The organism is Stenotrophomonas sp. 109824_Sma (assembly GCF_056480025.1).
Window position 1 is genome coordinate 1,060,877 of sequence record NZ_CM151078.1, and the last position, 22,787, is coordinate 1,083,663.

Genomic DNA, 22,787 nt, shown 5'->3' on the forward strand with positions numbered 1-22,787 from the left:
CGCGCACCATGTCGCTGCGATCCACCGCCAAGCGTTGGACCTACCTGGTGCACCGCTGGCTCGGCATCGGCGGATGCCTGCTGATGCTGCTGTGGTTCGTCAGCGGCATGGTGATGCTGTTCATCGGCTACCCGAAGCTGACGCCGGGCGAGCGGCTGGCGGCATTGCCGGTGCTGGCTGAGGCCCGCGATCTGCGGGGGCTGTCGGTACTGCCTGCGGCGGTGCAGGCCGAGCCGGAGGCCGTGGCGTTGACCACGCTGCGTGGCGAGCCGGCGTATGTGGTGCGCAATGGCAGCAACGTGGGCACCTGGTCGGCGTACACCGGCCAGGCCCTGCTGCCCGTATCGGCACAGCGTGCCGAAGCATCCGCTGCACAGTTCGCCGGCGGCCAGGCCTTCGTGGGTGCGACGCGCGTGGACGAGGACCGCTGGACGCATTCGCGTGCACTGGACGCGCACCGGCCACTGTATCGCGTCGAAGTGGGGGGCGCGCAGCCCGGCGACCTGTATGTGTCCTCGCGTACCGGTGAAGTGGTGCTGGACGCACCGCATGTGCAGCAGCGCTGGAACTATGTGGGCGCCTGGCTGCACTGGCTGTACTTCCTGCGCATGCAGTCGGTGGATCCGGTGTGGGCGTGGGTGGTGATCGTGCTGTCCGCACTGTGCACGTTGGCGGCGGTCAGCGGCATCGTGGTGGGGGTGTGGCGCTGGCGCTTCCGCGGGCGCTACCGCTCCGGCGCGAAGACGCCCTATGTCGAACCATGGATGCGCTGGCACCATCTGATCGGGCTGGTGGCTGCGGCCTTCGTGTTCACCTGGATCTTCAGTGGGCTGATGTCGATGAATCCATTGGGCGTCTTCAGCAGCACGCGCGAGGCGATCGACAGCGGGCGCTATCGCGGTGACGCGGTGGCGGTGGATGGCGCGCTTGGCGAGCCGGCGACACTTCTGGCGGTGGCCGATGCTGGGCGCTTCCGGCCGGTGGAGATCCAGTGGCGACGGATCAGGGGTGAACTGTTCGCAGTGCTGCTGGACGGGCGGGGCGAGACCCGCATCGTGTCCAGCGGCAATGGGCACTTGCAGGTTGCGCGGTTGCTGCCGGCAGCGTGGCTGCAGCAGAAGGTGCATGCGCTGTCCGATGCGCCGATGCAGGGTTTCGTGGTGCAGAAGGCAGCGGATGCCTACTTCTATCCGCGTGCGCCCGAGGCCATGAATGGTGCAGCAGTTCGCCGCTTCCCGGTGGCGGTGGCGGATTTCGGCGATGCCGAGGCGACGCGGGTCTACCTCGATCTCGCCACGGGCGACCCGTTGCTGACAGTGGGGCATCGCGAGCGGGTCGGGCGCTGGTTGTTCTACTTCCTGCACAGCTGGGACCTGCCGGCGATGCTGCGCCAGGAAGGTGCCCGGCTGGCGGTGTTGCTGCTGCTGAGCGCTGCTGGCACCGCGCTGTGTGCCACGGCGACGGTGATCGGCTATCGGCGTTTGCGGATGAAGCTGCGGCGCAGGCGGCGCTGATGCCCTGGACTACACCCGCAGCCAACGCGTGGACACGGCAACCAGCAACAAGGCCGTGGCCACGCCGATGAAGGCGGCGATCAGGCCGAAGTGATTGGCAGCGAATCCGATCAGCGCCGGTCCGGCAAGGATGCCGGCAAAGCCCAGCGTGGAAACGGCGGTGATGGCCAGCGCGCCGGGCATGCGGGTCTGGTGGCCAGCCAGCGAGAACAGCGCGGGTGCGATGTTGGCGCAACCGAGGCCGACCAGCACATAGCCGATCAGCGACGCCTGCCACGGCGTGACCAGGGTCAACACCAGCACGCCCGCGGCGGCAAGCAATGCGCCGAACACGATCGCGCGCTGGCGACCCACGCGTGCCACCAGTGCATCGCCGACCAGGCGCGCGACCGTCATGGTCAGGGTGAAGACTACATAGCCGATACCGGCGAGGCTGGCATCGACGCGACGTACATCGCTGAGGAACACCGCGCTCCAATCCAGCATCGCGCCTTCGCCGAGGAAGGCGACGAACGCCAGCACGCCGATGAACAGCACGATGCCATGCGGCAGGGCCAGCATCGGTGTGTCGTGTGGCATGCGTTCGCTGTGCCAGTGCGCTGCCGACAACAGCATCACCAGCAGCATGGCGCCGACGCCGATCAGCACGGATGCCAAGGGAGGCAGCTGTGCGGACAGCAGCACGGTCATGGTGGCCGCGCCGAGGAAGCCGCCGATGCTGAAGAAGGCGTGGAAGCCGGACATCATCACGCGCCGTGCTTCGCGCTCGACGATGACGGCCTGCACGTTCATCGTGCAGTCCATCGCGCCTACGGCGGCGCCGAACACGAACAGGACCAGCCCTAGAATCCAGGCCGAACCAGCCAGCGCCAGGCCGGGCACGGTCAGGCAGATCAGCAGGCTGCTGGCCACCATCACCCGCCGGCAACCCAGGCGCGCGGCCAGCACGCCGGACAAGGGCATCGCCAGCAGCGAACCGGCACCGAGGCAGAGCAGCACCAGCCCCAGCGTGGCGTCGTTGATCTCGGTGCGTGCCTTTGCGAACGGCACCAGGGTGGCCCACAGCGCGGTGGCGAAGCCGGGAATGAAGAACGCAGCGCGGGTCGCGTGCTGTTCGGCACGCGCGCGGTTGGCAAGGGACATGAGCGGTACGGTCAGGGGGGAGTGGGGTATACCGCGATGCCTGCGGCGCGGAAGCGTGCCGCCAATGCGGGGGGCGCGGTGGTGGTCAGCACCAGGTCATCGATCTCGTCCAGGCTGGCGATCTGCCAGTTGCCGCGTGCACCGAGTTTTTCGGTGGTGGCGGCGACGATGACGCGGCTGCTGCAGGCCACCATCGCGCGCTTCAGCGTGGCTTCTTCCGCATCCATCGCCCACACGCCGGTGTCACCGTCCACCGCGCATGGGCCGGGCAGGTACACGTCGGCGCGCAGGCGCTGCACCTGGGCCAGTGCTTCAGCGCCGACCGCACCGCCACCGCTGGCCAGGCGACCGCCGATCAGCTGCACTGAGATGCCTTCATGCACGCTTGCGGCGGTGGCGATCTGTGGCGCGTTGGTGATCACCGTCAAGCCGAGAGCGGCCGGCAGCTGCTGGGCGATCGCCAGATTGGTCGACCCGGCGTCGAGCAGTACCACCTGGCCGGGTTGCAGCAGCGCGCAGACGCGTGCGGCCAGTTCGGCCTTGTCACCGCGGTCGCGGGTCAGTCGTTCGCGCAGTGGGCGTTCCTGCGGCGGCGGCAGCACGGCGCCTCCGTAGACGCGCTGGCATAGCCCTTGGGCGGCCAACTCGCGCAGGTCGCGTCGGATCGAATCTTCGGAGACGGCATAGCGGCGCGCCAGCTCGGCGGCGACCACGCGGCCCTGCTGGCGCAGTTCGTCGAGGATCTGCTGGGTGCGCTGGGCGGGGAGGGGGCTGGGATCGGTGCTCATGCCGCAAGTCTGCACGTTCGTGCATTAACGTGCAACAACGTGCATTCGGTGTTGGGGGGACACACGGCGGCTGGACTGCTGGTGAATTCGCCCGCGCCCACGTCTATGGATCGCCCTCGCGGCCCGGCATGATGGCGGGGCACTTGGCATGGAATCCCTGATGTCCCCCATCGTTCCACGCGCAGCTGGTTCTGCAGCGCCTTCATCAAGAAGTCGAACCTGCGCTATGCCAATTTCTCGCGGGTGACGCTGGAGAAATGCGAACTGTGGGAAAACCGCTGGGATGGCGCGAATGTGAGCGGCGCCAGCTTCGCAGGCTCGGATCTGTCCGGTGGCCAGTTCGAGGGCATCGACTGGAACAGCGCCAACTTCACCGACTGCGACCTGACCCACTCAGAGCTGGGTGAGCTGGACCTGCGCAGCACCAACCTGCGCGGTGCCACGCTGGATGTGCAGCAGGTGGCACTGCTGATGCAGCGCATCGGCATCACCGTGGTTCCGTAGGCATCACCCGGCGTACGCCACCCAGCCCTTGAAGCTGAAGCCTGCGTAGAACAGCTCCACGCCGTCGAAGCCGGCCTCCTGCAGCAGCGCGACCTCCTGTTCGGGCGACAGCAACGGCAGCCGCTCGGCAATGGCGTCGATTGCGCGCTGTGCATCGGCGTGGGCAACGCCCGAGGTTTCGGCGAACGCTGCGTAGCGCTGCAACCAGCGCAGCTTGCCGGCCGGATCCTGCGGCACGCTGTGGTGGGCGACGATCAGAGGGGCGCCCTGGCGCAGTCGCTTGTGCAGTTCGCGCAGCGTATGCAGGCGTTGCGTAGCGTCGAGGAAGTGCAGGGTCAGCAGGCAGCTGGCACCATCGAAGCGCACGTCCGGGGCATCGTCGATGTAGCCTTCCAGCAGCTCAACGCGTGCGTTCAACGGGCCCAGTGTCTGCTCGGCCAGGGCCAGCATCGGCGCGGCCGGGTCCACGCCCAGCAACTGCCAGCCCGGCTGCGCCTCGGCGAAGGCTTTCAGCTCCAGCCCGCCCCCGGCACCCAGCACCAGCACGCGGCCCTGTGCGGGAACGCGTTCGGCCAGCAGCAGGCGGCTCATCTGCTGCAACGCGAGGAAGCCCGGCACCTGGCGCAGCGGCCCCTCGGCATAGCGGGCAACGGCCTGCGGATCGGAAAACGAAGACATGCGTGCATTCCTGCAACAGGGACATACCACTGTACCGTGGCATGCAAGTGCCTTTGCCGCGGGACACTCCCGCCTGCGCTCACCGGCTTGCATCCCGCTCAGCGCAACTCCCGCGCAAGCACCTGCCAGATCCTCGCGTCCTGGCACTGCGAAACGTTGAAGCGCAGATAGTCGGCCGCGCGCTGCGACTGGCTGAACGCGTTGCCCGGCGCCAGCACGATGCCTTCTCGCAGGCACTGCCGCGCCAGCACGGCGGAATCGCGGCCATCCGGCAGTTGGCACCACAGGAACAGTCCGGCTTCCGGCTGCAGCCACGGCGTGATGCCAAGCGTGTGCAGCTTGCGCAGCGTGTGCCGGCGCGCGTCGGCCAGGCGCGAACGCACCGATTGCATGTGGCGGCGATAGCCACTGTCGGTCAGCGCGATGTGCATCAGCTGCGCGGCCAGGTGGCCACCGCCGAAGCTGGTCGCCAGCTTCAGGTCGGTTAATGCTTCGATCCAGTCATGGCGTGCAGCGATGTAGCCGCAGCGCGAGGCCGCCGACAGCGTCTTGGAGAAACTGCCGACGTGGATCACACGTGACAGCCCGTCGAGCGCGGCCAGCCGCGGCGCCGGCTGCAATTCGAAGTCGGCGAAGATATCGTCCTCGACGATGATCAGCTCGCTGCGTTCGGCCAGGCCCAGCAGGCGGTGCGCGGTGCTGGCCGAAAGCACCGCGCCGGTCGGGTTGTGCAGGCCGGAGTTGGTGATGTACAGCCGCGGCGAATGCGCCTGCAATGCGCGTTCGAACGCTTCAAGGTCCGGGCCGGTGGGCGTGTACGGCACACCCACGGCTTGTACCTGGTGCGCCTTCAGCAGTGCGTGGTAGTTGAAGTAGCTGGGGTCATCGACCAGCACGCAGTCACCGGGCTTGAGCAGGAAGCGGCAGATCAGGTCGACCGCGTGCGTCCCGGATTCGGTCAGCAGGATCTGCTCCATCGATGCATCGATGCCCAGCGTGGCGCTTCGCCGTTGCAGCAGCTGGCGCAACGCGGGCAGGCCGAGCGGGCCGGCGTAGTCGGCCAGATGCATGGCATCGGCACGCGCCAACCGGCGCAGGCCGCGGCGCACGCCATCGTGATACAGCCAGTCGCTGGGCATCCAGCCGCACCCTGGCTTGAGGTGGCCCGGCGGGGTTTCCAGCGACTGCCGCGACACCCATAGCGGGTCCACGGCGCGGTCCAGCCGGGGCTCCATCTTGGCCAGTGCCAGTGGTGCGGCGGGCCCACTGACATAGAAGCCGGATCCTGCGCGCGCCGTGATCAGGCCTTCGGCCGCGAGGCGCTCGTAGGCTTCGACCACGGTGGAGACTGAGACTGCCATCGCTGCGGCCTGCGCCCGTACCGAAGGCAGGCGCGAGCCGGGGCCATCGACCCGCGCGTTGATGCGGGTGCGTACCGCCTGGATGACGGATTCGATGCGGGTCAGGGGGCGTGGCATGGCGGACTGTAGTGGAAGTGTGGGCAGTACAGTTACTTGTGACTGTACTGGATTGTAGCTGGGGTGAGGGGGGGCACAGGTGCTCTTATGGAAATCCCGCCGGGACCGCCCGGCATTGCAGGAGTACAGGCGTGGAACGGTCGGCGAGTGGTTGGATCAATGGCTTCATCGGTGTGGTGATTTTCGCGGGCTCGTTGCCGGCCACCCGCCTGGCGGTGCTTGAACTGGATGCCGGGTTTGTCACCGCCGCACGCGCCACCATCGCCGCTGTGCTCGGCCTGGGGCTGTTGTTGCTGCTGCGCCAGCCGTGGCCGCGCCGCAGTGACCTGCCAGGCCTGGTGGTGGTCAGCCTCGGCGTGGTGGTCGGTTTTCCACTGCTGACCGCGCTCGCCCTGCGCCACGCCTCATCCGCACACACCATCGTGTTTGTCGGCCTGCTGCCACTGAGCACCGCGATATTCGGCGTGCTGCGCGGCGGCGAGCGGCCGCGTCCTGCCTTCTGGCTGTTCTCGTTGCTGGGCAGTGCCTGCGTGGTCGGCTATGCGGTGCGCAACGGCATTGAGGCCTCGCTGCAGGCCGACCTGCTGATGCTGGCGGCGATCGTTGCGTGCGGGCTGGGCTATGCCGAGGGCGGTCGGCTCGCCCGTCATCTTGGCGGTTGGCAGGTGATCAGCTGGGCGCTGCTGCTGGCGTTGCCGGTGATGCTGCCGCTGACAGTGCTGATGCGCCCGGCCTCGTTCGCCGCCGTCGGTGCGTCGGCGTGGTGGGCACTGGGCTACGTGGCAGTGTTCAGCATGCTGGTCGGCTTCCTGTTCTGGTACCGCGGCCTGGCGCAGGGCGGCATCGCCGCTGTTGGCCAACTGCAGTTGCTGCAGCCGTTCTTCGGCCTGGCCCTGGCCGCGCTGCTGCTGCACGAATCGGTCAGCCTCAGCATGGTGCTGGTGACCGTGGTCGCGGTGATCTGCGTCGCCGGCGCACGCCGCTTCAGCCGCTGAGCGAAAAAGGGGACCGAAAAAGGGGACGGAGGGGATTAAGTCGTAATCGGTCCTGCTGTGCCTGAAACGACTTAATCCCCTCCGTCCCCTTTTTCAGTGATAGCGCGGGCGTATCGTGGGCTGTGGTCAACGGTATTGGCCGGACGCGGTGCGCTTGGCCGAAGCTGTGCCGATGCAGCCAATTTCCCGAATTTCCTTTGAAGGCCAGGTTGGCCTGGTGACGGGTGCCGCCGGTGGACTGGGCCTGGCCTACAGCCGCCTGCTGGCCGAGCGCGGGGCGCAGGTGCTGATGCATGACGTCGGTGCCGGTACCGATGGCCAAGGCGTTGATCCGCAGCGGATCGTGCGCAGCGTCGAAGTGCTGCAGGCGCAGGGGCTTTCGGTGCAAGCGGGGAGCAACCCCATCGACCATCGCGCCGGTTGCCACGCGCTGGTGCAGGAACTGCTGCAGGCGCACGGCCGCATCGACTTCCTGATCCACAACGCGGGCTGGGTCGAGTACCAGGCGCTGGAAGCGATCGAGGACGACGCGCTGGAGCGGATGCTGTGCCTGGCGGCGAAGACGCCGCTGTGGCTGGCGCAGGCGGCGTGGCCGGCCATGCGCGCAGCGGGCGGTGGCCGCATCGTCATCACCACGTCCGACCGCGCGCTGTATCCACAGTACGCGCAGCGCGGGCTGTCCGCCTATGCGATGGGCAAGCTGGCGGCGCTGGGCCTGGTCAATGTGCTGGCGCTGGAAGGTGCCGAGCATGGCATCGTGGTCAACGCGGTTTCGCCGGTGGCAAAGACGCGCATGTGGGGCATCGAAGGCGAGCCCGACGAACTGCATCCGGAAGCTGTTGCGCAAGGCGTGGCCTATCTGGCATCCACGCGTTGCCAGGAGGGTGGGTGGGCACTGCGTGCCAGCAACGGGCAGTTCCATGCACTGCGCCTGCAGGAAGCCGAGCATGTGGCGTACCCGCGGGATCTGCGCGCGGTGGCTGCTGACAGCATCGAATCGGTCGCACTGCAGTGGCCGGCCATCGCCCGCGCGAGCGTGGACGTGCGCAGCTGAGGGCGTACCCTAGGCGGGTTCCTACTGCCTGCACCGTGATGATCGACCTGCGCCTGCTTCGCCAGTTCGTGGCCGTGGCCGAAGAGCTGCATTTCCACCGCGCCGCCGCCCGCCTGCACATGTCACAGCCGCCGCTGACGGCGGCGATACGACGGCTGGAAGACGCGCTCGGAAGTGAACTGATCGTGCGCGGCAACCGTACCCTGGGCCTGACCGTGGCGGGGCAGACGCTGCTGGTGGAGGCGCGGGCAACGCTGCAGCAGGCCGAGCAGGCGCTGCAACGCACCCGCGAGGCTGCAGCGGGGCAGTCCGGCAGCCTGCGCGTGGGCTATGTGGGCAGTGCGCTGTATGGACGCCTGCCAGGTTTGATTCGCCGCTTCCGCCAGCAATACCCGCAGGTACAGCTGCACCTGCAGGAAGCGACGTCGCGCCAGCAGCAGTTGTGGCTGCGTGAGCAGCGCATTGATGTCGGCGTGTTGATTCCACCGATTCCCGCCGCCGAGCTGCTGCTGCACGCCTTCGACCACGACCGCCTGGCGATTGCGCTGCCGCGTGCACATGCGCTGGCCGACGCGCCGGAGGTCAGTGTGGCGATGATGGCTGACGAACCGTTCGTTTCATGGCCGGCAGGCGAGGGCATCGGCTTCCATGCGCAGGTGCTGGGCCTGTGCACCGCTGCGGGCTTCACCCCGCGCGTGGTGCAGGAAGCGCAGGGCATGCATGCGGTGCTGTCGCTGGTGGCGGTGGAGGCGGGCGTGGCGATCGTTCCGGCCAGCATGGTCAGCTTCCGCCCGCAGGAGATCGTCTATCGCGTGCTGGAGAGCGAAGCAGCGCGCTTTGACCTGCCGTTCTGCATGCGGCCGGAATCACCGTCGCCGGTGCTGCGCAATTTCCTGCAGGCGGCGGGCACCAACTGATTCTGTGGACCCGCTACGCCTCGTCGCCGCGGAACAGGTTGGCAACGGCATAGTCGATGAACACCCGCAGGCGTGCACTGGGATGGCGCCCACCGGGCCACAGCAACGAGAACTGCCCCTGGTGCGTGGGCAGCGCAGGCAGCACCCGTTGCAGGCGGCCATCGGCCAGCGCGTCAGCGGCGAGGAAGTCAGGCATCCAGGCCAGGCCCATGCAACCGATCGCAGCGGCCAGCACGGCTTCCATGTTGTTGCAGGTCATCGCCGTGGGAAGGCGTGCCCCGGCATCGCCTTCGATGCCCGGCAGCTGCCACGGATGCAGCTTTCCGGTGGTGGGGTAACGGAAGCGCAGCGCGGTATGCATGCGCAGCTCGCTCACATCACCGGGCGTACCGTGCGCCTGCAGATAGCCCGGCGCCGCACAGAGGATGAAACGAAAGCCACCCAGCCGTCGTGCGGTCAGGCTGGAATCGGCCAGTTCACCGCTGCGTATCACCGCATCGAGGCCTTCGCTGACCACATCGACGATGCGGTCGTTGAAGTCCAGTTCCAGCTGCACCTGCGGGTAGCGTTGCTGGAAGCCGGGCAGCACCGGCAGCAGGAAGCGGTAGCCGATGGTGGGCAGGCCGATGCGCAGCAGCCCGCTGGGGGCGTGCTGTCGCTGCGCCAGGTCTGCCTGCGCTTCGGAAAGTTCATCCAACGCACGCCGGCAGCGCTGCAGCAGCAGTTCGCCTTCATCGGTGAGGTGCACGCGGCGGGTGGTGCGCTGGAACAGGCGCGTGCCGAGTTCCTGTTCAAGGCGGGCGATGCGCTTGCCGACCGCCGATGCGGACAGGCCGAGTACGCGGGCGGCACCGACGATGCTGCCCGCCTCCGCAGTGCGGACGAAGGCGAGCAGGGCAGAGATGGAGTCCATGAGAGGCATGATTGCGGAACAGTCAGCCGCAATCAACGTCCATGGAGCCTGTTTTTCTGGGATAGCGGCCTGTCCATCATCAATGCCCCTGATGGATGGAGGCCCGCATGGCCCCGGTTTCGATGCTCCCCGTACGTTCCCGCACACATCAGCGCTGGACGCTGCTCGCGGTCTGCCTGGCCGCGCTGGCGTTGCCGTTGTCCTTCTCGGCCGGGGCGGTCGTGGTGCCCGCGCTGGCCCTTTCTGCGGCGGCGTCGCCGACCGCGCTGGCGTGGGTGACCAACGCGTTCATGCTGACCTTCGGCAGCCTGCTGCTCGCTGCCGGTGGCCTGGCCGACCGCTATGGCCGACGGCGGTTGTTCCTGCTGGGCACAGCAGGTTTCACCATCGCCACCGCCATTGTCTGCCTTGCGCCGACGCTGCTGTGGCTGGATCTGGCGCGCGGGCTGCAGGGTGTTGCCGCTGCAGCGGCATTGGCATCCGGAACGGCGGCGCTGGCGCATGCCTGTCAGGGGCCGGTGCGTGCCCGCGTGTTCGCCCTGCTGGGCACCACGTTCGGAGCGGGGTTGGCGCTGGGGCCGCTGCTCGCCGGTCTGCTGCTGCAGGCACTGGGATGGCGCAGTGTGTTCGCAGCGGGCGGTGTACTGACGTTGGTGGCCTTCGCGCTGGGCGCGCGCGTGTTGCCCGAAAGCCAGGGCGAGCGCGGGCGGCTGGATGTCGGCGGCATGCTGGGCTTCAGCCTGATGCTGGCGGCGTTGACCCTAGCCCTGCTGTGGCTGGGGGAATTCGGCCTGCATGCCGTGCGCGTGCAGCTGGCGCTGCTGGCGGCGCTGCTGCTGGGCGCGGTGTTCGTCTGCACCGAACGGCTGCAGCGCTCACCGTTGCTGGACCTCTCACTGTTCTTGCAACCGGCGTTCCTGGGTGTCCAGCTGCTGCCGGTCGCAACCTGCTTCGGCTACGTGGTGCTGCTGGTAGTGCTGCCCCTGCAGCTGCTGGGCGTGCACGGACAGAGCGCGACCCTGGTGGGGCTGCAGATGCTGGCCCTGTCCGCGCCGATGCTGATGCTACCGATGCTGGCCGCACGCTGGGCCGAGCGCGTTGGAAGTGCGCGGCTGTGCATGCTGGGCCTGCTGGTGTGTGCCTCTGGCCTGTACCTGTTGTCGCGCCACGCATCGCATCCGTCGCCCTCGCAGTGGGTGCCGTTGCTGATGCTGATCGGTGCGGGCACGGCGTTGCCTTGGGGCTTGATGGATGGGCTGTCGGTCAGCGTGGTGCCGGTGCAGCGCGCGGGCATGGCTGCCGGCATCTTCGGAACGGTGCGCGTGGCCGGTGAGGGCATCGCATTGGCCGCAGTCACGGCCTTGCTTGCGCTGCTGATCGGCCACCAGCTGCAGGGGGCATCGCCGGCATCGCTGGCGCGTGCAGGTGCCTATCTGGCGACGGGGGCGCATGCACAGGCGCAGGCACTGCTTCCGGCGATGAGCGGCGCACAGCTGCAGCAGGCCAGTGCCGAGGCGCTGGCGATACTGCTGCGTGTCCTGGCGCTGCTGACCGCCGCATGCGCTGTGCTGTTGCACCTGCTGCTGCGGCGGCCAGCGTTGGCCGTGATCAGAACCGGTAGCTGATGGTGCCGGTCACTACGCGCGGGTAGCCGGCGAAGCAGTCGCCGAAGGTACGGCACGGCGCGTAGTAGCGCTTGTCGGTGAGGTTGGTGATGTTCAACGCCATCGTCCAGTCAGTCACCTGTACTTCCACCAAGGCGTCCGCCAGCGTGTAGCTGGGGGTGATGATGCGCCCACCATTGCCCAGCGACACGGTATTGCCGACGTGGCGCACGCCCAGGCCCAGGCGCAGGCGTGCGGCATCATCCAGCTGGAAGCCCTTCGAAATCCATGCCGAGGCCAGGTCCTGCGGGGTGTCGTTCAGGCGCTGGCCCACTTCCAATGCGAAGTTGCTGCGGCTGACCTCGGCCTCGTTGCGCGCAACGGCGGCGGTGACGGTGAGGTCGTTGGCGAACTGGAACTGGCCTTCCAGCTCGATGCCCTTGGAGCGGATCTGCCCGGTCTGCACCACGTTCAACACGTTGTCCGGGTCGTTGGTCTGCCGGTTGGTTTCGGTGATGCGGTACGCCGCCATCGTCAGCAGCAGGTTGCGCGCGGGTTGCCACTTGATGCCGGCCTCGCTCTGGCGGCCACGCATCGGCTTGAAGGCCTGGCCGAACAGGTCCTGGCCAGTGACCGGCAGGAACGATTCGCTGTAGCTCAGGTAGGGCGACACCCCGGCGCCCAGTTCGCCGATCAGGCCGGCGCGATAGGTGGTGGCGTTGTCGGTCTGGCTGGGCTGGCCTTCCGTCTTCGAGCGCGCATGGTCGCGGCGCGCACCCAGTACCAGCGACACGCGGTCGGCCCAGCGGATCTGATCCTGCACGTACAGACCCAGCTGCGTGGAGGTCTGGTCGGGTTGGCGGTCCCAGCCACGCAGCGTCGGCGCCACAGATACCGGGGCGTAGATGTCGATCGGCGTGCCGGTGGCATCCAGGCGCTGCAGCTGTTCCTTGTATTGGCTGTAATCCACGCCGGCCAGCAGCAGGTGCTGGAAGGCGCCGGTGGCGAAGTCGAACTGCAGCGCGTTGTCGGCGCTGAGGATCTGCACGTCCGGGCGGGTGCCATAGGCCGTGCGATTGACCACGCGACGTGCGGCGTCGATGAACGGATCGCCCGGGTTGCTGTAGCTGTCCACGTACATCTGCTGCAGCGTCGTTTTGCCATCGATGTAGCGCACGGCCGAGCGCAGGCTGAGCACGTCGTTGAAGCTGTGGTCGAACAGTGCGGTCAGGCTGTAGACGCGGGAGTCGATGCGGTCGAAGCCCGGGTCGCCGATGAAGGTGGAGGGATCCAGGCGGCGCCCGGGTGGCGCCAGCAGGGTCGCGGCCAGCGGCAGGAACTGCTGGCTGGAGCCGGTCCTGTCATGCTGGTAGCTGGCCAGCAGGGTCAAGGTGCTGCGTTCGCCGCGCCAGCTGATCGACGGTGCCAGGTAGACGCGATCATCCTTGAGCGTGTCGGTCTGCATGTTTGAGGTGCGTACCAGCCCGACCAGGCGACCGGCCACGGAGCCGTCCGCGTTCAATGCACCGCCGACGTCACCCTGCAGCTGCCTGCGATCGAAGCTGCCCAGCTGCACGGCGAGCTCGCCGCGTGCCGCACCGAAGGTGGGGCGCTTGCTGATGGCGTTGATGATGCCGCCGGTGGCGCCGGCGCCGTACAGCACCGAAGACGGTCCGCGCAGCACTTCCACCCGCTCCAGGCCGTAGATCTCCGGTCGCGCCAGCGGGCTGAAGCCGTAGCTGCGGCGCAGGCCATCCACGTACTGCACCGGGTCCAGGCCGCGTACCGAAGTAGCGTCGTTGCGCGTATCCAGGCCCCAGGCATCGGCGGTGACGCCCGCGCTGTAGCGCAGCACTTCCTGCAGGTTGTGCGCGCCGCGATCGGTGAACAGCTGTTGGGTGACCACGCTGATCGCCTGTGGCGTCGCGGTCAGCGCGGTATCGGTCTTGGTCGCGGTACTGGCGCGGTCGGCAACGACGCTGACGCGGTCCAGGGTCCGGGCGTCCGGTGTTTCCGCAGCCACAGCCAGTGGTGCGGTGAGGGCACCGGGCAGCGCCAGGGCAAGGGAGAGCAGGGTGTGGCGGGCAGGCATGGCGGTCGGTCCATGGAAGATCGCCGCGGATTATCGGGATTGCCTCGAATTGATGCAAATGATTATCAATATCGTGTCATCTGGCGGTCGCCTTCGCATCACGCTCCCTATGCCGGCCCGCGCCTAGCCTTGATCGTCCCCGTCCCCCACGGAGACCCGCCATGTGGCTGCTCGACCATCTCTGGCCCGGCCGTAGACCACTTCCTCCCCCGGTCGCGGACGCGCCGCAGGCGCCGCCACGCCGCTCCTGGCTGAAACGCCCTGCGCGGGCCGGGCGCAGCGGCATGGCGCCCTGGCAGAAGGTCGCCACGCCGCCGCGGCGCGCGCGCCACTAGCCGGTGCGGTCGGCGGGGTGGTTGACCCCGTCGTTGACCGGGATCACACCCAGCGCGAACGGGTCGATGCCTTCCAGGCAGGCCACGTTGTAACCGTACTGTTCCGGGTTGGAGCGGCGCCGATGATGGGTGTAGATGCCGCACACGCCGCAGAAGTAGTGCTCGGCCACATGGGTGTTGAACTGGTACAGCTGCAGGTGGTTCTGCCCGCGCACCACCTGCAGGCCCGCGCGGGTAACGCTGGCTGCAATGGCACCCCGGCGCCGGCACATCGAGCAGTCGCAGCGGCGCGGGTCGACGATGCCGTCCGGCAGGTCCAGCAGCAGTTCAACCGTGCCGCAATGGCAGGTGGCGCGGTGCTGGGGTTGGACCGGAACGCCGGCCACGGAAGTGATGCCCATCGTTGCTCCTGTGAGATGAACCTGGCCGCATGGACCGCCGCAGACGGTGCGCCGGCGTGCCTGAACGGGCCGTAGATGCCACGGTGAACCCGCTTGTGGCTAACTATGCGGCTTCGGGACCGCGACAGGATGCCAGTGAGAGCCGCAGGACGTTGGATGACAGGAAGTGCCATGGCGCTGGCAGCGTTGTGGGTGACCGGGCTGCTGGCCTATCAGATGCCGGGGCCGGGCTGGCTGGCGAACGGCATTGCGGTGCTGTGGCTGCTGCTTGCGCTGTGGGCGTCGTGGCGGGTCGCGCGTGGCCGTGGCCATCGTCGCCTGGGCCTGGCGTTCGGCGCCTCGCTGGCACTGGCTGGCCTGTGGTGGCTGCTGCTGACCCCGCGGCAGGACCGCGTGTGGGCCGATGACGTGGCCCAGCGCCTGCATGTGGTGTCCTTCGACGGGCGCCAAGTAGTGTTCGACAACGTGCGTGATTTCACCTGGCGCAGCGAAACCGACTACGACGCGCGCTGGGTGCGCCGCGAATACGACCTGGACCAGCTGCGCTCGGCCGACCTGGTGCTGTCGTACTGGATGGGCCCGGCGATCGCCCACACCCTCATCTCGTTCGGTTTCGAGGATGGGCGCCACGTGGTGTTCTCGCTGGAGATCCGCAAGGAACGTGGTGAATCGTTCTCGGCGCTGGGCGGCTTCTTCCGCAAGTTCGAGATGACCCTGGTGGCCTCGGAGGAGACCGACATCATCCGCACCCGTACCAACGCGCGCGGCGAGGATGTCTACCTGTACCGCCTGCACGGCATGGACCGTGCGCAGCTGAAGGAGCTGTTTGCCGCGTACATCGCGCAGGCGCGCGAACTGGATGCGAAGCCGGGCTTCTACAACACGCTCACCAGCAACTGCACCACCATCGTCTTCGACCTGGCCCGGCACATCGCGCCGCGCCTGCCGCTGGACTATCGCCTGCTGCTGTCCGGGTATCTGGCCGAGTACGCGCAGGAGGTGGGTGCGCTCACTCCGGGTGTGCCGTACGCCGAACTGCATGACAAGGGCCGCATCACCCAGCGTGCGCTGGACCTGGGCAGCGGCGACCACTTCTCCACCGTGATCCGCCAGGGCGTGCCCGGCACCGAGCAGGACCCGCAGTAATGACCCGACTCTTCCTGATCCGCTGGCAGCGCCTGCTGCCGGCGTTGTTCGCCGCCTTCCTGCTGCTGGGCAGCAGCGGCTGCGCGATGGTGACCGTCAAGCAGGTCAAATCCAGCGATTCGCTGGTGAACAAGCGTGCCGACGTGCTCAACACCGGCAAGCTCAGCCCGGCCGCGCGCGAGACGCTCAGCGCGGCGGGCCTGGACGAGTCGCAGTGCGAGAAGGACTTCCTGGTCTGCCGCAGCACGTTGTTGATGACCGATGACCTCAATGTCGAGCAGCGGTTGTCGGCGCTGTCCGAACTGTGGGTGAAGGCCGCACTGGCGTTGACGCCGAAGAAGACCGCCGCCGGCGATCCGCCGATGAGCGATGCGGCGCTGGACGCCTGGCTGGAAGCCGCGCGCTATGCCTATGCCTACCTGTTCTACAGCGGGCGCTCACCGTCTGACCGCGCCTTCGAGGACCGGCAGACGCAGGTGCGCGACTACTACAACTACGCGGCCGAGAAGGCGGCAGTGGTGTTGTTCGTGCGCGCACGCGCCGCTGCGCTGGCGGGCGAGGACTATACGAAACCGCTCACGGTCGGCAGCTGGTCGCTGGCCTCCAACTACCAGCAGTTGAACCTGAAGAGCATTCCTGCGCAGCTGGTACCGGCCGGCACGGTCAGCTTCGTCGGCCTGCGCAGCACCTATCGCCGCGATGGTTTCGGCGCCGAGCTGGTGATGGTGATGGACCCGCCGAAGCTGGTCGCGCCGGTGATCGCGCCGGATGGCCCGAAGGCCGATACGCCGCCGGAGGATGAGGACGACGCGCGTCGTGGCCGCCGCCATCGCCATGACGATTCGGTGCCCGAGTTCAGCGAGATGTCCTCGATCAACGTCACTGCGTTGCTGCGGTTCGAGGGCAGCAGCCTGGACGATGTGATGCGCACGCGCCGGGTCGAGCTCGATGCCTATTCGCCGGAAGCCACCGAACGCATCACCCTGCACGGCGAACAGGTACCGCTGGCCGGCAATTTCACCGCCGCCTACGGCCTGTGGCTGGCGCAGAGTGGCTTCGCCCGGCAGTCACTGCGCACCCTGTTCGGCATGAGCGAGGGCATCGGCGAACCGCACATCTACCTGATGCAGCCGTGGGACCCGAACCGCCGCATCATCTTCATGTTGCATGGCCTGGCCAGCAGCCCGGAAGCCTGGGTGAACCTGGCCAACGAGATCATGGGCGATCCCGAGCTGCGCCAGCAGTTCCAGGTGTGGCAGGTCTACTACCCGACCAATGCACCGATCGCGCTGAACCGCTACGAGATCGCCAACGCGTTCAACGACACGCTGAAGCATTTCGACCCCAACGGCAGCACGCGTGCGTCGAAGGACATGGTCTATATCGGCCACAGCATGGGCGGCGTGCTCGCGCGCCTGCTGGTGAGCGACTCTGGTGATGTGCTGTGGGATGACCTGCTGGCCAACTACGATCTGAAGGGCGAGCGGCTGAAGCGGGTGCAGACCAAGCTGGGGCCGCTGCTGCATTTCAAGGCGCAGCCGAACGTGGAGCGCGCGATCTTCATCGCCGCGCCGCACCAGGGAACGGATATCGCCGGCAACAAGGTCGGGCGCCTGATCGGTCGCCTGGTGCGCCTGCCGCTGACCATCCTCGGCAAGTTCGAGGATGTGTTCATGGCGCTGGCACAGGCCGAACAGCAGGTCGATGGCACGGCCAAGCCGAAGATTCCCAACAGCATCGACAACCTCAAGGCCAGCGACCCGTTCGTGAAGGCCGCCGCACAGCTGCCGATCGAAGCGGGCCTGAAGTACCACTCGATCATCGCCCAGCGCAAGCCGGAGTTGCCGGTGGAAAAGTCCGATGACGGGCTGGTGCCGTACTGGAGCGCGCACCTGCCGGGGGCGCTGTCGGAGAAAGTGATCATTTCCGGCCACAGCGTGCAGGAGACCCCACAGGCCGTGCTGGAAGTGCGGCGCATCCTGCATCGGGACATCGATGACATGGGCGCCGCTGCCAGGTAGTGCCGGCCGCTGGCCGGCATCATCACGGCATTCCTGCGTGCGTGGAGGTTGCCGGCCAGCGGCCGGCACCACCGTAATGCGGCGGCCTACACCCGCCGCGCGATCACTGCGGCCAGCACCGCCAGGCCGAAAGTGATCGCCAGGCACAGCAGGTAGCCGGTGTGCGGCGCGCTTTCCACGAAGAGGGCGAACAGCGCACCGGAGACCGCCAGCGCGGTGGTCACCGACAGCGCCTCGCTCAGCTGCAGCGCCGAGGTATTGGCACCCTGCTCATGCGGCGCTGACAGCGACAGGGTCAGCACCGACAGGCTGGCGTAGATCATGCCCATGCCGAAACCGGTCACGGCCCAGCCGACCAGCGCGACCGGCAGCGGCATCTGCTTGAACAGCACCGCCAGCGTGGCGGCGATGCCGACCGTCATCATCACCGTGCCAACGCGCAGCAGCTGCTGGCGTGACCAGCCGCGCTGCTGGTGACCCTGCAGCCAGGAGCCGGCGAACCAGCCCAGCGCACCGAGGCTGAGCACCGCGCCGGCCCAGCTGGGCGAAAGCCCGCGTTCGCGCTGCAGCAGCAGGGGCAGGTAGGCTTCGCAGGCGAAGAACGCCGCCGCAGCGATGCCGCGCAGCGCGATCACGCTGGGCAGGCCGCGGCGCAGAATCAGCGTTCCGGCCGGCAACAGCCGGTGCACGCAGAACAGCAGCGCCAGCATCGCCACGCCGATGCAGAGCAGGGCGGCCATGCCCTGTTGCTGGCCGCCGACGTAGAGCAGCAGTGCGGCCAGTGAGGCGCCACTGGCCCAGCGCACCACGTTGCCGCGTTCGCCATCGTTGCCGGGCGCAACGGGAGACTGCATGCGCGCCAATGCCGGGCGCAGCAGCAGTGCGGCCGGTATCGCCAGCAGTGGCACTGCCAGGAATACCCAGCGCCAGCCCAGATGCTGCACGATCAGGCCACTCAGCGCCGGGCCGACCATCGACGGCACCACCCAGCCTGCGGAGAACGCGGCGAACACCTTCGGCCGCAGGTGTTCGGGGTAGCTGCGGCCAACCATCACGTACAGCGAGACCGAAATCGCGCCCGCGCCCAGGCCCTGCATCAGGCGCCCGGCCACCAGCATGCCCATGCGCGTCGCAAAGCCGGCCAGCAGCAGGCCCAGCACGAAGCAGGCCAGGCCGTACCAGAGCGGGCGCGCGGGGCCGTGGCGATCCGCCCAGCGCCCGGCCAGGGTCATACCGATGACGCTGGTGGCCAGGGTGCCGCCAAAGGCCAGCGCGTACAGGCGCAGGCCATCGAGCGCTTCGGCCACGGTGGGCATGGCGGCGGCGACGGCCAATGCCTCGAAGGCATGCAGCGCGACCAGCGCGACCATGCCGATGGTGGTGGCGCGGTAGCGCGCGGACAGGATCGAGGTGTCAGCCGGCAGGTGGGCGTCGGCGGGAGAGAGGGTCGGGGTCATACGGGTCAGGTGCAGGCCGCGCTTGTCAACGGGCGGCGAAGATAGCAGCATGACACCTCAACTGTAGTTGAGGTCAAGCAATGGCATCCCAGGAACTCAGCGTTGGCGAGGTCTCCCAGCGCAGTGGCGTGGCCATTTCCGCACTGCATTTCTACGAGCGCAAGGGGCTGATCAGCAGCCTGCGTACTTCGGGCAACCAGCGCCGTTACAGCCGGGATGTACTGCGCCGGCTGGCGGTGATCCGCGTGGCGCAGCGGGTGGGCATGCCGCTGGAAGCGGTCGGCCGTGCCTTCGAGAGCCTGCCTGAAGGCCGCGCGCCGACCAAGGCCGACTGGGCCAAGCTGTCCGCGCGCTGGCGCACCGAGCTGGAAGAGCGCATCCACATGCTGCAGCTGCTGCGCGATGAACTGACCGGCTGCATCGGCTGTGGCTGCCTGTCGCTGCAGCATTGCCGCCTGGCCAACCCGGGCGACGTCCTCGGCGAACGCGGCGACGGCCCGATGCGCTGGGAGTGAAAAAGGGGACGGAGGGGATTAGGTCGCAAGTGCACAAACGACTTAATCCCCTCCGTCCCCTTTTTCTCACCAGACCGTGATCGTCTCGCCGCTCTGGATGCCTTCCACCGCGCGCTGGAAGGCCAGTGCCGCGCGCTGCGCGCTCACCGCCTCGAAGCCCGGGAAGTAGGGGCCGTAGGCGGCCATCGATTCGATCAGCACGTTCGGGCTGACCACGTTGATGCGCAGGCCGCGCGGCAGCAGCTCGAGTGCGGCGGCACGCACGAAGCCTTCCAGTGCGGCATTCACCGAGGTGGCGTTGACGCCATCGCGGATCGGCTGTGCGCTGACGATGCCGCTGGTCAGGGTGATCGAACCGCCGGCGTTGAGGTGGTGCTGCGCGGCCAGTGCCAGCCGCACCTGGCCCAGCAGTTTGTCCTGCAGGCCGATGTTGAACTGCTCGGGCGTCATCTCCTGCAGCGGGCCGAAGTACAGCTTGCCAGCGGTGGAGATCACCGCATCGACCGGGCCGGTACGCGCGAACAGTTCGGCAACGCTGGCGTCGTCGGTCAGGTCGACGCGCAGCTCACCGCTGTGGCGGCCGGCCGCGAGGATCTGATGCTGCTGGCCAAGCTGGCGGGCGACTGCCTGGCCGAGGGTGCCGCTGGCACCCACGAGGAGGATCTTCATGGCGGTTCCTTGCGGGAGTGGGAATGGGCGCAGTCTGCGCCGTCACAGTGGGGTTAGGTAAGAAGCGTATGCTTCGCAGATTCCTAACTCAGGGTTAGTAATGGACACCCTCCGATGCATGCAGGCCTTCGTTGCCGTGGCCGAGCGTGGCAGTTTCGCCGGCGCCGCCGAACAGCTGCAGGTCTCGGCGGTGATGGTGGGCAAGTACATCCAGCAGCTGGAGGCGCACCTGGGGACAGCGCTGCTGCAACGGAACACCCGCCGCCAGCGCCTGACCGAAGCCGGCAGCGCCTATCTGGCCGGCTGCCGGCAAGTGCTGGAGCAGGTGCAGCAGGCCGAGGCCGACGTGGCCGGCCTGCAGGTACAGCCGCGTGGCCTGCTGCGGGTCAGTGCGCCGACCACCTGGGGCAGCTGTGTGCTGGCGCCGCAGCTGGCCGGCCTGCTGCGCGCGCAGCCGCAGTTGAACATCGAGCTGGACCTGAGCAACCGCCGCGTGGATCTGATCGAGGACGGCTTCGACGTGGCGATCCGGGTCGGACCGCTGCCATCGCAGGAGGTGGTGGCGCGGCCGTTGCCGCCCTATGCAATGAGCCTGTGCGCGGCGCCTTCATACCTGCGCCGGCGCGGCACGCCGCGCACGCCAGCGGATCTGCAGGGGCATGACTGCCTGAGCCATCTCGCCTGGCGTGGTGGCCATGGCTGGCAGCTGGCCAACGGCGAACAGGTGGACTGGGAGGCGCGGCTGACCTGCAACGACGGTGTTGCGCTGCGCGAGGCCGCCGTGGCCGGGGCAGGGCTGGTGCTGCAGCCGACCGCACTGCTGGCCGGCGAGATCGCGGCCGGGCGGTTGAAGCCGCTGCTGCGCGACTACCTGCCCGAACCGCGGCCGATGCATCTGATCTACCTGCCGGATCGACGGCCGCGCCCGCGGTTGCAGTGTTTCGTCGATTTCGTCATGGCCACATTGGGGCAATGATCATCGGGGTGGTTGGGGTCAGATCCCTTTGCCTCGGCAAAGGGATCTGACCCCAGGAGATCAATCATTCGCCGCAGACAGTTCCTGCCCACGCACCTGCGCGGCGCGCAGTGCCGTATCCACCAGTGCTTCGAAACCACCGGCCTGGAAGCGCTCGATCGCGGCCTGGGTGGTGCCGTTCGGCGAGGTCACGCGGCGGCGCAGTTCGGCGGGGCTTTCACCGGCCTCATCCAGCATGCGCGAGGCACCCAGCAGGGTCTGCACCACCAGCGTGCGCGCGGCCTCGGCCGGCAGGCCCTGGGCAATGCCCGCCGCTTCCATCGCTTCGGCCAGCAGGAACACGTAGGCCGGCCCGCTGCCGGACACGGCAGTGACCGAATCCATCAGCGCCTCGTGCTCGATCCACACGGTACGGCCGGCACTGGCCAATACCTGTTCGGCCTGCGCGTGCTGCTGTGCATCCACCGACGGCGTGGCATACAGACCGGTCACGCCGGCGCCGAGCAGGGCCGGCGTGTTGGGCATTGCACGCACCACCGGCAGGTTGCCGCCCAGCCAGCGTTCCAGCTGCGCGCTGGTGATGCCGGCGGCAATGGACACCACCAGCGGTCGGTTCGCCTGCGCCAGTGCTTGCAGCGACTGGCAGACCTCGCGCAGCACCTGCGGTTTTACCGCCAGCAGCCAGGTGCGGCCCTGTGCGGCGGCATCGGCGGCGTTGTCGTGTACCTGTACGCCGAAATCGGTGGCCAGCGACTCGCGCAGTGCGGCAACCGGTTCGGCCACGTGGATGTGCGCGGCGGGCACGCCCTGGCGGATCAGGCCGGCGATCAGGCTGCGCGCCATGTTGCCGCCGCCGATGAAGGTGATGGAATCAGCTGCCATGGAAGTCTCCTTGGAAAATCAGGCCGGGCGCGGACGCGCGCCGAACAGGGCGGTGCCGATGCGCACCAGGGTGGCGCCCTCGGCGATGGCTTCGGCGTAGTCGCTGCTCATGCCCATCGACAGCGTGTCGACCTGCTCATACTGGGCGGCCAGTGACTGGAAAAGGGCGCGCATGCGCACGAATGCATCCCGACGACGCTCGGCCTCCGGCCACGGCGCCGGAATCGCCATCAGGCCGCGCAGGCGCAGCTGGGGCTCGGCGGCGATCGCGGCGGCCAATGCGTCCACGGCCTCCGGCGCACAGCCGTGCTTGCTGGACTCATCGTCGATGTTGACCTGGATCAGCACGTTCAGCGGGCCGCGCGTGGCCGGGCGATGGCGCGCCAGCGCCGTCACCAGCTTGGGCCGGTCCACGCTCTGCACCCAGTCGAAATGGGTGGCCACGGCATCGGCCTTGTTCGACTGCAGGTGGCCGATCAGGTGCCACTCCAGCGCCAGATGCTGCAGCGCCTGCATCTTGGCCAGCGCTTCCTGCACATAGTTCTCGCCGAAGGCCTGCTGGCCCTGTGCGGCCAGCGCGGCCACGGCCTCGGCCGGTTGGGTCTTGGAAACGGCCAGCAGGCGCGGATCGGGTCGGCCGGCCGCCTCGGCGGCAGCATGCAGGTTGCTCAGGATCTGGGGCAGGGGAGTGGCCACGTAACGCGT

20 protein-coding genes and 1 pseudogene are annotated in these 22,787 nt (G+C 68.1%); 10 read left to right on the forward strand and 11 right to left on the reverse strand.

Annotated elements, in window-relative coordinates:
• Positions 1-8: 8 nt before the first annotated feature.
• Positions 9-1,514, forward strand: coding sequence for a PepSY domain-containing protein (locus ACZK1G_RS04925; protein ID WP_101765034.1), 1,506 nt, complete (start codon positions 9-11; stop codon positions 1,512-1,514).
• Between the two features lie 9 nt (positions 1,515-1,523).
• Here the strand turns inward: ACZK1G_RS04925 and ACZK1G_RS04930 are convergent, their stop codons facing one another.
• The gene (locus ACZK1G_RS04930; protein ID WP_101765035.1) at positions 1,524-2,657 is read right to left on the reverse strand and encodes an MFS transporter; all 1,134 of its coding nucleotides are present in this window, start codon (positions 2,655-2,657) and stop codon (positions 1,524-1,526) included.
• Positions 2,658-2,668: 11 nt separating this feature from the next.
• Positions 2,669-3,445, reverse strand: a complete 777-nt coding sequence (locus ACZK1G_RS04935) for a DeoR/GlpR family DNA-binding transcription regulator (protein WP_101765036.1) — start codon at positions 3,443-3,445, stop codon at positions 2,669-2,671.
• 174 nt (positions 3,446-3,619) lie between these two features.
• Here ACZK1G_RS04935 and ACZK1G_RS04940 point away from each other — a divergent pair.
• Positions 3,620-3,949 (forward strand): annotated as a pseudogene (locus ACZK1G_RS04940) (pentapeptide repeat-containing protein); the annotation flags it as partial.
• Positions 3,950-3,952: 3 nt separating this feature from the next.
• Here ACZK1G_RS04940 and ACZK1G_RS04945 read toward each other — a convergent pair.
• Together ACZK1G_RS04945 and ACZK1G_RS04950 are read right to left on the reverse strand one after the other, a co-directional pair.
• Positions 3,953-4,627 (reverse strand): class I SAM-dependent methyltransferase, encoded by a 675-nt coding sequence (locus ACZK1G_RS04945; protein ID WP_049443399.1) that lies wholly within the window; start codon positions 4,625-4,627, stop codon positions 3,953-3,955.
• A 98-nt stretch (positions 4,628-4,725) separates the two neighbouring features.
• On the reverse strand, positions 4,726-6,105 hold the full coding sequence (locus ACZK1G_RS04950) for an aminotransferase-like domain-containing protein (RefSeq protein WP_101765037.1): 1,380 nt from the start codon (positions 6,103-6,105) through the stop codon (positions 4,726-4,728).
• 131 nt (positions 6,106-6,236) lie between these two features.
• On the opposite strand from ACZK1G_RS04950, the gene ACZK1G_RS04955 reads away from it, so the two are divergent.
• The 3 genes from ACZK1G_RS04955 (at position 6,237) to ACZK1G_RS04965 (ending at position 9,071) form a co-directional block, all read left to right on the forward strand.
• Positions 6,237-7,100 (forward strand): DMT family transporter, encoded by an 864-nt coding sequence (locus ACZK1G_RS04955; protein ID WP_101765038.1) that lies wholly within the window; start codon positions 6,237-6,239, stop codon positions 7,098-7,100.
• 172 nt (positions 7,101-7,272) lie between these two features.
• Positions 7,273-8,154, forward strand: a complete 882-nt coding sequence (locus tag ACZK1G_RS04960) for an SDR family NAD(P)-dependent oxidoreductase (RefSeq protein WP_101766381.1) — start codon at positions 7,273-7,275, stop codon at positions 8,152-8,154.
• A gap of 38 nt (positions 8,155-8,192) precedes the next feature.
• Positions 8,193-9,071: a LysR family transcriptional regulator gene (locus tag ACZK1G_RS04965; protein ID WP_101765039.1), complete on the forward strand. Its 879-nt coding sequence runs from the start codon at positions 8,193-8,195 to the stop codon at positions 9,069-9,071.
• Between the two features lie 13 nt (positions 9,072-9,084).
• Here ACZK1G_RS04965 and ACZK1G_RS04970 read toward each other — a convergent pair whose 3' ends face one another.
• Positions 9,085-9,984 (reverse strand): LysR family transcriptional regulator, encoded by a 900-nt coding sequence (locus tag ACZK1G_RS04970; RefSeq protein WP_101765040.1) that lies wholly within the window; start codon positions 9,982-9,984, stop codon positions 9,085-9,087.
• A 107-nt stretch (positions 9,985-10,091) separates the two neighbouring features.
• Here ACZK1G_RS04970 and ACZK1G_RS04975 point away from each other — a divergent pair, with 107 nt between their 5' ends.
• Positions 10,092-11,609 (forward strand): MFS transporter, encoded by a 1,518-nt coding sequence (locus ACZK1G_RS04975; RefSeq protein WP_101765041.1) that lies wholly within the window; start codon positions 10,092-10,094, stop codon positions 11,607-11,609.
• On the opposite strand, the gene ACZK1G_RS04980 is transcribed toward ACZK1G_RS04975, so the two are convergent.
• Positions 11,593-13,680, reverse strand: coding sequence for a TonB-dependent siderophore receptor (locus ACZK1G_RS04980; RefSeq protein WP_101765042.1), 2,088 nt, complete (start codon positions 13,678-13,680; stop codon positions 11,593-11,595). The genes ACZK1G_RS04975 and ACZK1G_RS04980 overlap by 17 nt on opposite strands.
• A gap of 331 nt (positions 13,681-14,011) precedes the next feature.
• Positions 14,012-14,416, reverse strand: coding sequence for a GFA family protein (locus ACZK1G_RS04985; protein ID WP_049443405.1), 405 nt, complete (start codon positions 14,414-14,416; stop codon positions 14,012-14,014).
• Between the two features lie 171 nt (positions 14,417-14,587).
• On the opposite strand from ACZK1G_RS04985, the gene ACZK1G_RS04990 reads away from it, so the two are divergent.
• Positions 14,588-15,562, forward strand: a complete 975-nt coding sequence (locus ACZK1G_RS04990; protein WP_101765043.1) for an Lnb N-terminal periplasmic domain-containing protein — start codon at positions 14,588-14,590, stop codon at positions 15,560-15,562.
• Positions 15,562-17,583: an esterase/lipase family protein gene (locus ACZK1G_RS04995; protein ID WP_101765044.1), complete on the forward strand. Its 2,022-nt coding sequence runs from the start codon at positions 15,562-15,564 to the stop codon at positions 17,581-17,583. Before ACZK1G_RS04990 ends, ACZK1G_RS04995 begins: the two co-directional genes overlap by 1 nt.
• Positions 17,584-17,669: 86 nt before the next feature.
• On the opposite strand, the gene ACZK1G_RS05000 is transcribed toward ACZK1G_RS04995, so the two are convergent.
• A complete protein-coding gene (locus tag ACZK1G_RS05000; RefSeq protein WP_049443408.1) occupies positions 17,670-19,091 on the reverse strand; it encodes an MFS transporter in 1,422 nt (473 codons plus the stop codon).
• A 29-nt stretch (positions 19,092-19,120) separates the two neighbouring features.
• Between ACZK1G_RS05000 and soxR the strand changes: the two genes are divergently transcribed.
• Positions 19,121-19,555 carry a redox-sensitive transcriptional activator SoxR gene (gene soxR / locus ACZK1G_RS05005; protein WP_014036217.1) on the forward strand — a complete coding sequence of 145 codons (435 nt, stop codon included), beginning with the start codon at positions 19,121-19,123 and terminating at the stop codon, positions 19,553-19,555.
• Positions 19,556-19,621: 66 nt separating this feature from the next.
• Here soxR and ACZK1G_RS05010 read toward each other — a convergent pair whose 3' ends face one another.
• Positions 19,622-20,224 carry a short chain dehydrogenase gene (locus tag ACZK1G_RS05010; protein ID WP_049443409.1) on the reverse strand — a complete coding sequence of 201 codons (603 nt, stop codon included), beginning with the start codon at positions 20,222-20,224 and terminating at the stop codon, positions 19,622-19,624.
• Between the two features lie 100 nt (positions 20,225-20,324).
• Here ACZK1G_RS05010 and ACZK1G_RS05015 point away from each other — a divergent pair, with 100 nt between their 5' ends.
• The gene (locus tag ACZK1G_RS05015) at positions 20,325-21,200 is read left to right on the forward strand and encodes a LysR family transcriptional regulator (RefSeq protein ID WP_049443410.1); all 876 of its coding nucleotides are present in this window, start codon (positions 20,325-20,327) and stop codon (positions 21,198-21,200) included.
• Between the two features lie 60 nt (positions 21,201-21,260).
• On the opposite strand, the gene proC is transcribed toward ACZK1G_RS05015, so the two are convergent.
• Both proC and ACZK1G_RS05025 read right to left on the reverse strand, forming a co-directional pair.
• Positions 21,261-22,082: a pyrroline-5-carboxylate reductase gene (gene proC / locus ACZK1G_RS05020; protein WP_049443411.1), complete on the reverse strand. Its 822-nt coding sequence runs from the start codon at positions 22,080-22,082 to the stop codon at positions 21,261-21,263.
• A gap of 18 nt (positions 22,083-22,100) precedes the next feature.
• Positions 22,101-22,778 carry a YggS family pyridoxal phosphate-dependent enzyme gene (locus ACZK1G_RS05025; RefSeq protein WP_049443412.1) on the reverse strand — a complete coding sequence of 226 codons (678 nt, stop codon included), beginning with the start codon at positions 22,776-22,778 and terminating at the stop codon, positions 22,101-22,103.
• Positions 22,779-22,787 lie beyond the last annotated feature (9 nt).

Bases quoted from the DNA above. Each gene is read 5' to 3' on its own strand.
- ACZK1G_RS04925 (WP_101765034.1), top strand. From the start codon at position 9: ATGTCGCTGCGATCCACCGCCAAGCGTTGGACCTACCTGGTGCACCGC.
- ACZK1G_RS04930 (WP_101765035.1), bottom strand. From the start codon at position 2,657: ATGTCCCTTGCCAACCGCGCGCGTGCCGAACAGCACGCGACCCGCGCT.
- ACZK1G_RS04935 (WP_101765036.1), bottom strand. From the start codon at position 3,445: ATGAGCACCGATCCCAGCCCCCTCCCCGCCCAGCGCACCCAGCAGATC.
- ACZK1G_RS04945 (WP_049443399.1), bottom strand. From the start codon at position 4,627: ATGTCTTCGTTTTCCGATCCGCAGGCCGTTGCCCGCTATGCCGAGGGG.
- ACZK1G_RS04950 (WP_101765037.1), bottom strand. From the start codon at position 6,105: ATGCCACGCCCCCTGACCCGCATCGAATCCGTCATCCAGGCGGTACGC.
- ACZK1G_RS04960 (WP_101766381.1), top strand. From the start codon at position 7,273: ATGCAGCCAATTTCCCGAATTTCCTTTGAAGGCCAGGTTGGCCTGGTG.
- ACZK1G_RS04965 (WP_101765039.1), top strand. From the start codon at position 8,193: ATGATCGACCTGCGCCTGCTTCGCCAGTTCGTGGCCGTGGCCGAAGAG.
- ACZK1G_RS04970 (WP_101765040.1), bottom strand. From the start codon at position 9,984: ATGGACTCCATCTCTGCCCTGCTCGCCTTCGTCCGCACTGCGGAGGCG.
- ACZK1G_RS04975 (WP_101765041.1), top strand. From the start codon at position 10,092: ATGGCCCCGGTTTCGATGCTCCCCGTACGTTCCCGCACACATCAGCGC.
- ACZK1G_RS04980 (WP_101765042.1), bottom strand. From the start codon at position 13,680: ATGCCTGCCCGCCACACCCTGCTCTCCCTTGCCCTGGCGCTGCCCGGT.
- ACZK1G_RS04985 (WP_049443405.1), bottom strand. From the start codon at position 14,416: ATGGGCATCACTTCCGTGGCCGGCGTTCCGGTCCAACCCCAGCACCGC.
- ACZK1G_RS04990 (WP_101765043.1), top strand. From the start codon at position 14,588: ATGGCGCTGGCAGCGTTGTGGGTGACCGGGCTGCTGGCCTATCAGATG.
- ACZK1G_RS04995 (WP_101765044.1), top strand. From the start codon at position 15,562: ATGACCCGACTCTTCCTGATCCGCTGGCAGCGCCTGCTGCCGGCGTTG.
- ACZK1G_RS05000 (WP_049443408.1), bottom strand. From the start codon at position 19,091: ATGCTGCTATCTTCGCCGCCCGTTGACAAGCGCGGCCTGCACCTGACC.
- soxR (WP_014036217.1), top strand. From the start codon at position 19,121: ATGGCATCCCAGGAACTCAGCGTTGGCGAGGTCTCCCAGCGCAGTGGC.
- ACZK1G_RS05010 (WP_049443409.1), bottom strand. From the start codon at position 20,224: ATGAAGATCCTCCTCGTGGGTGCCAGCGGCACCCTCGGCCAGGCAGTC.
- ACZK1G_RS05015 (WP_049443410.1), top strand. From the start codon at position 20,325: ATGGACACCCTCCGATGCATGCAGGCCTTCGTTGCCGTGGCCGAGCGT.
- proC (WP_049443411.1), bottom strand. From the start codon at position 22,082: ATGGCAGCTGATTCCATCACCTTCATCGGCGGCGGCAACATGGCGCGC.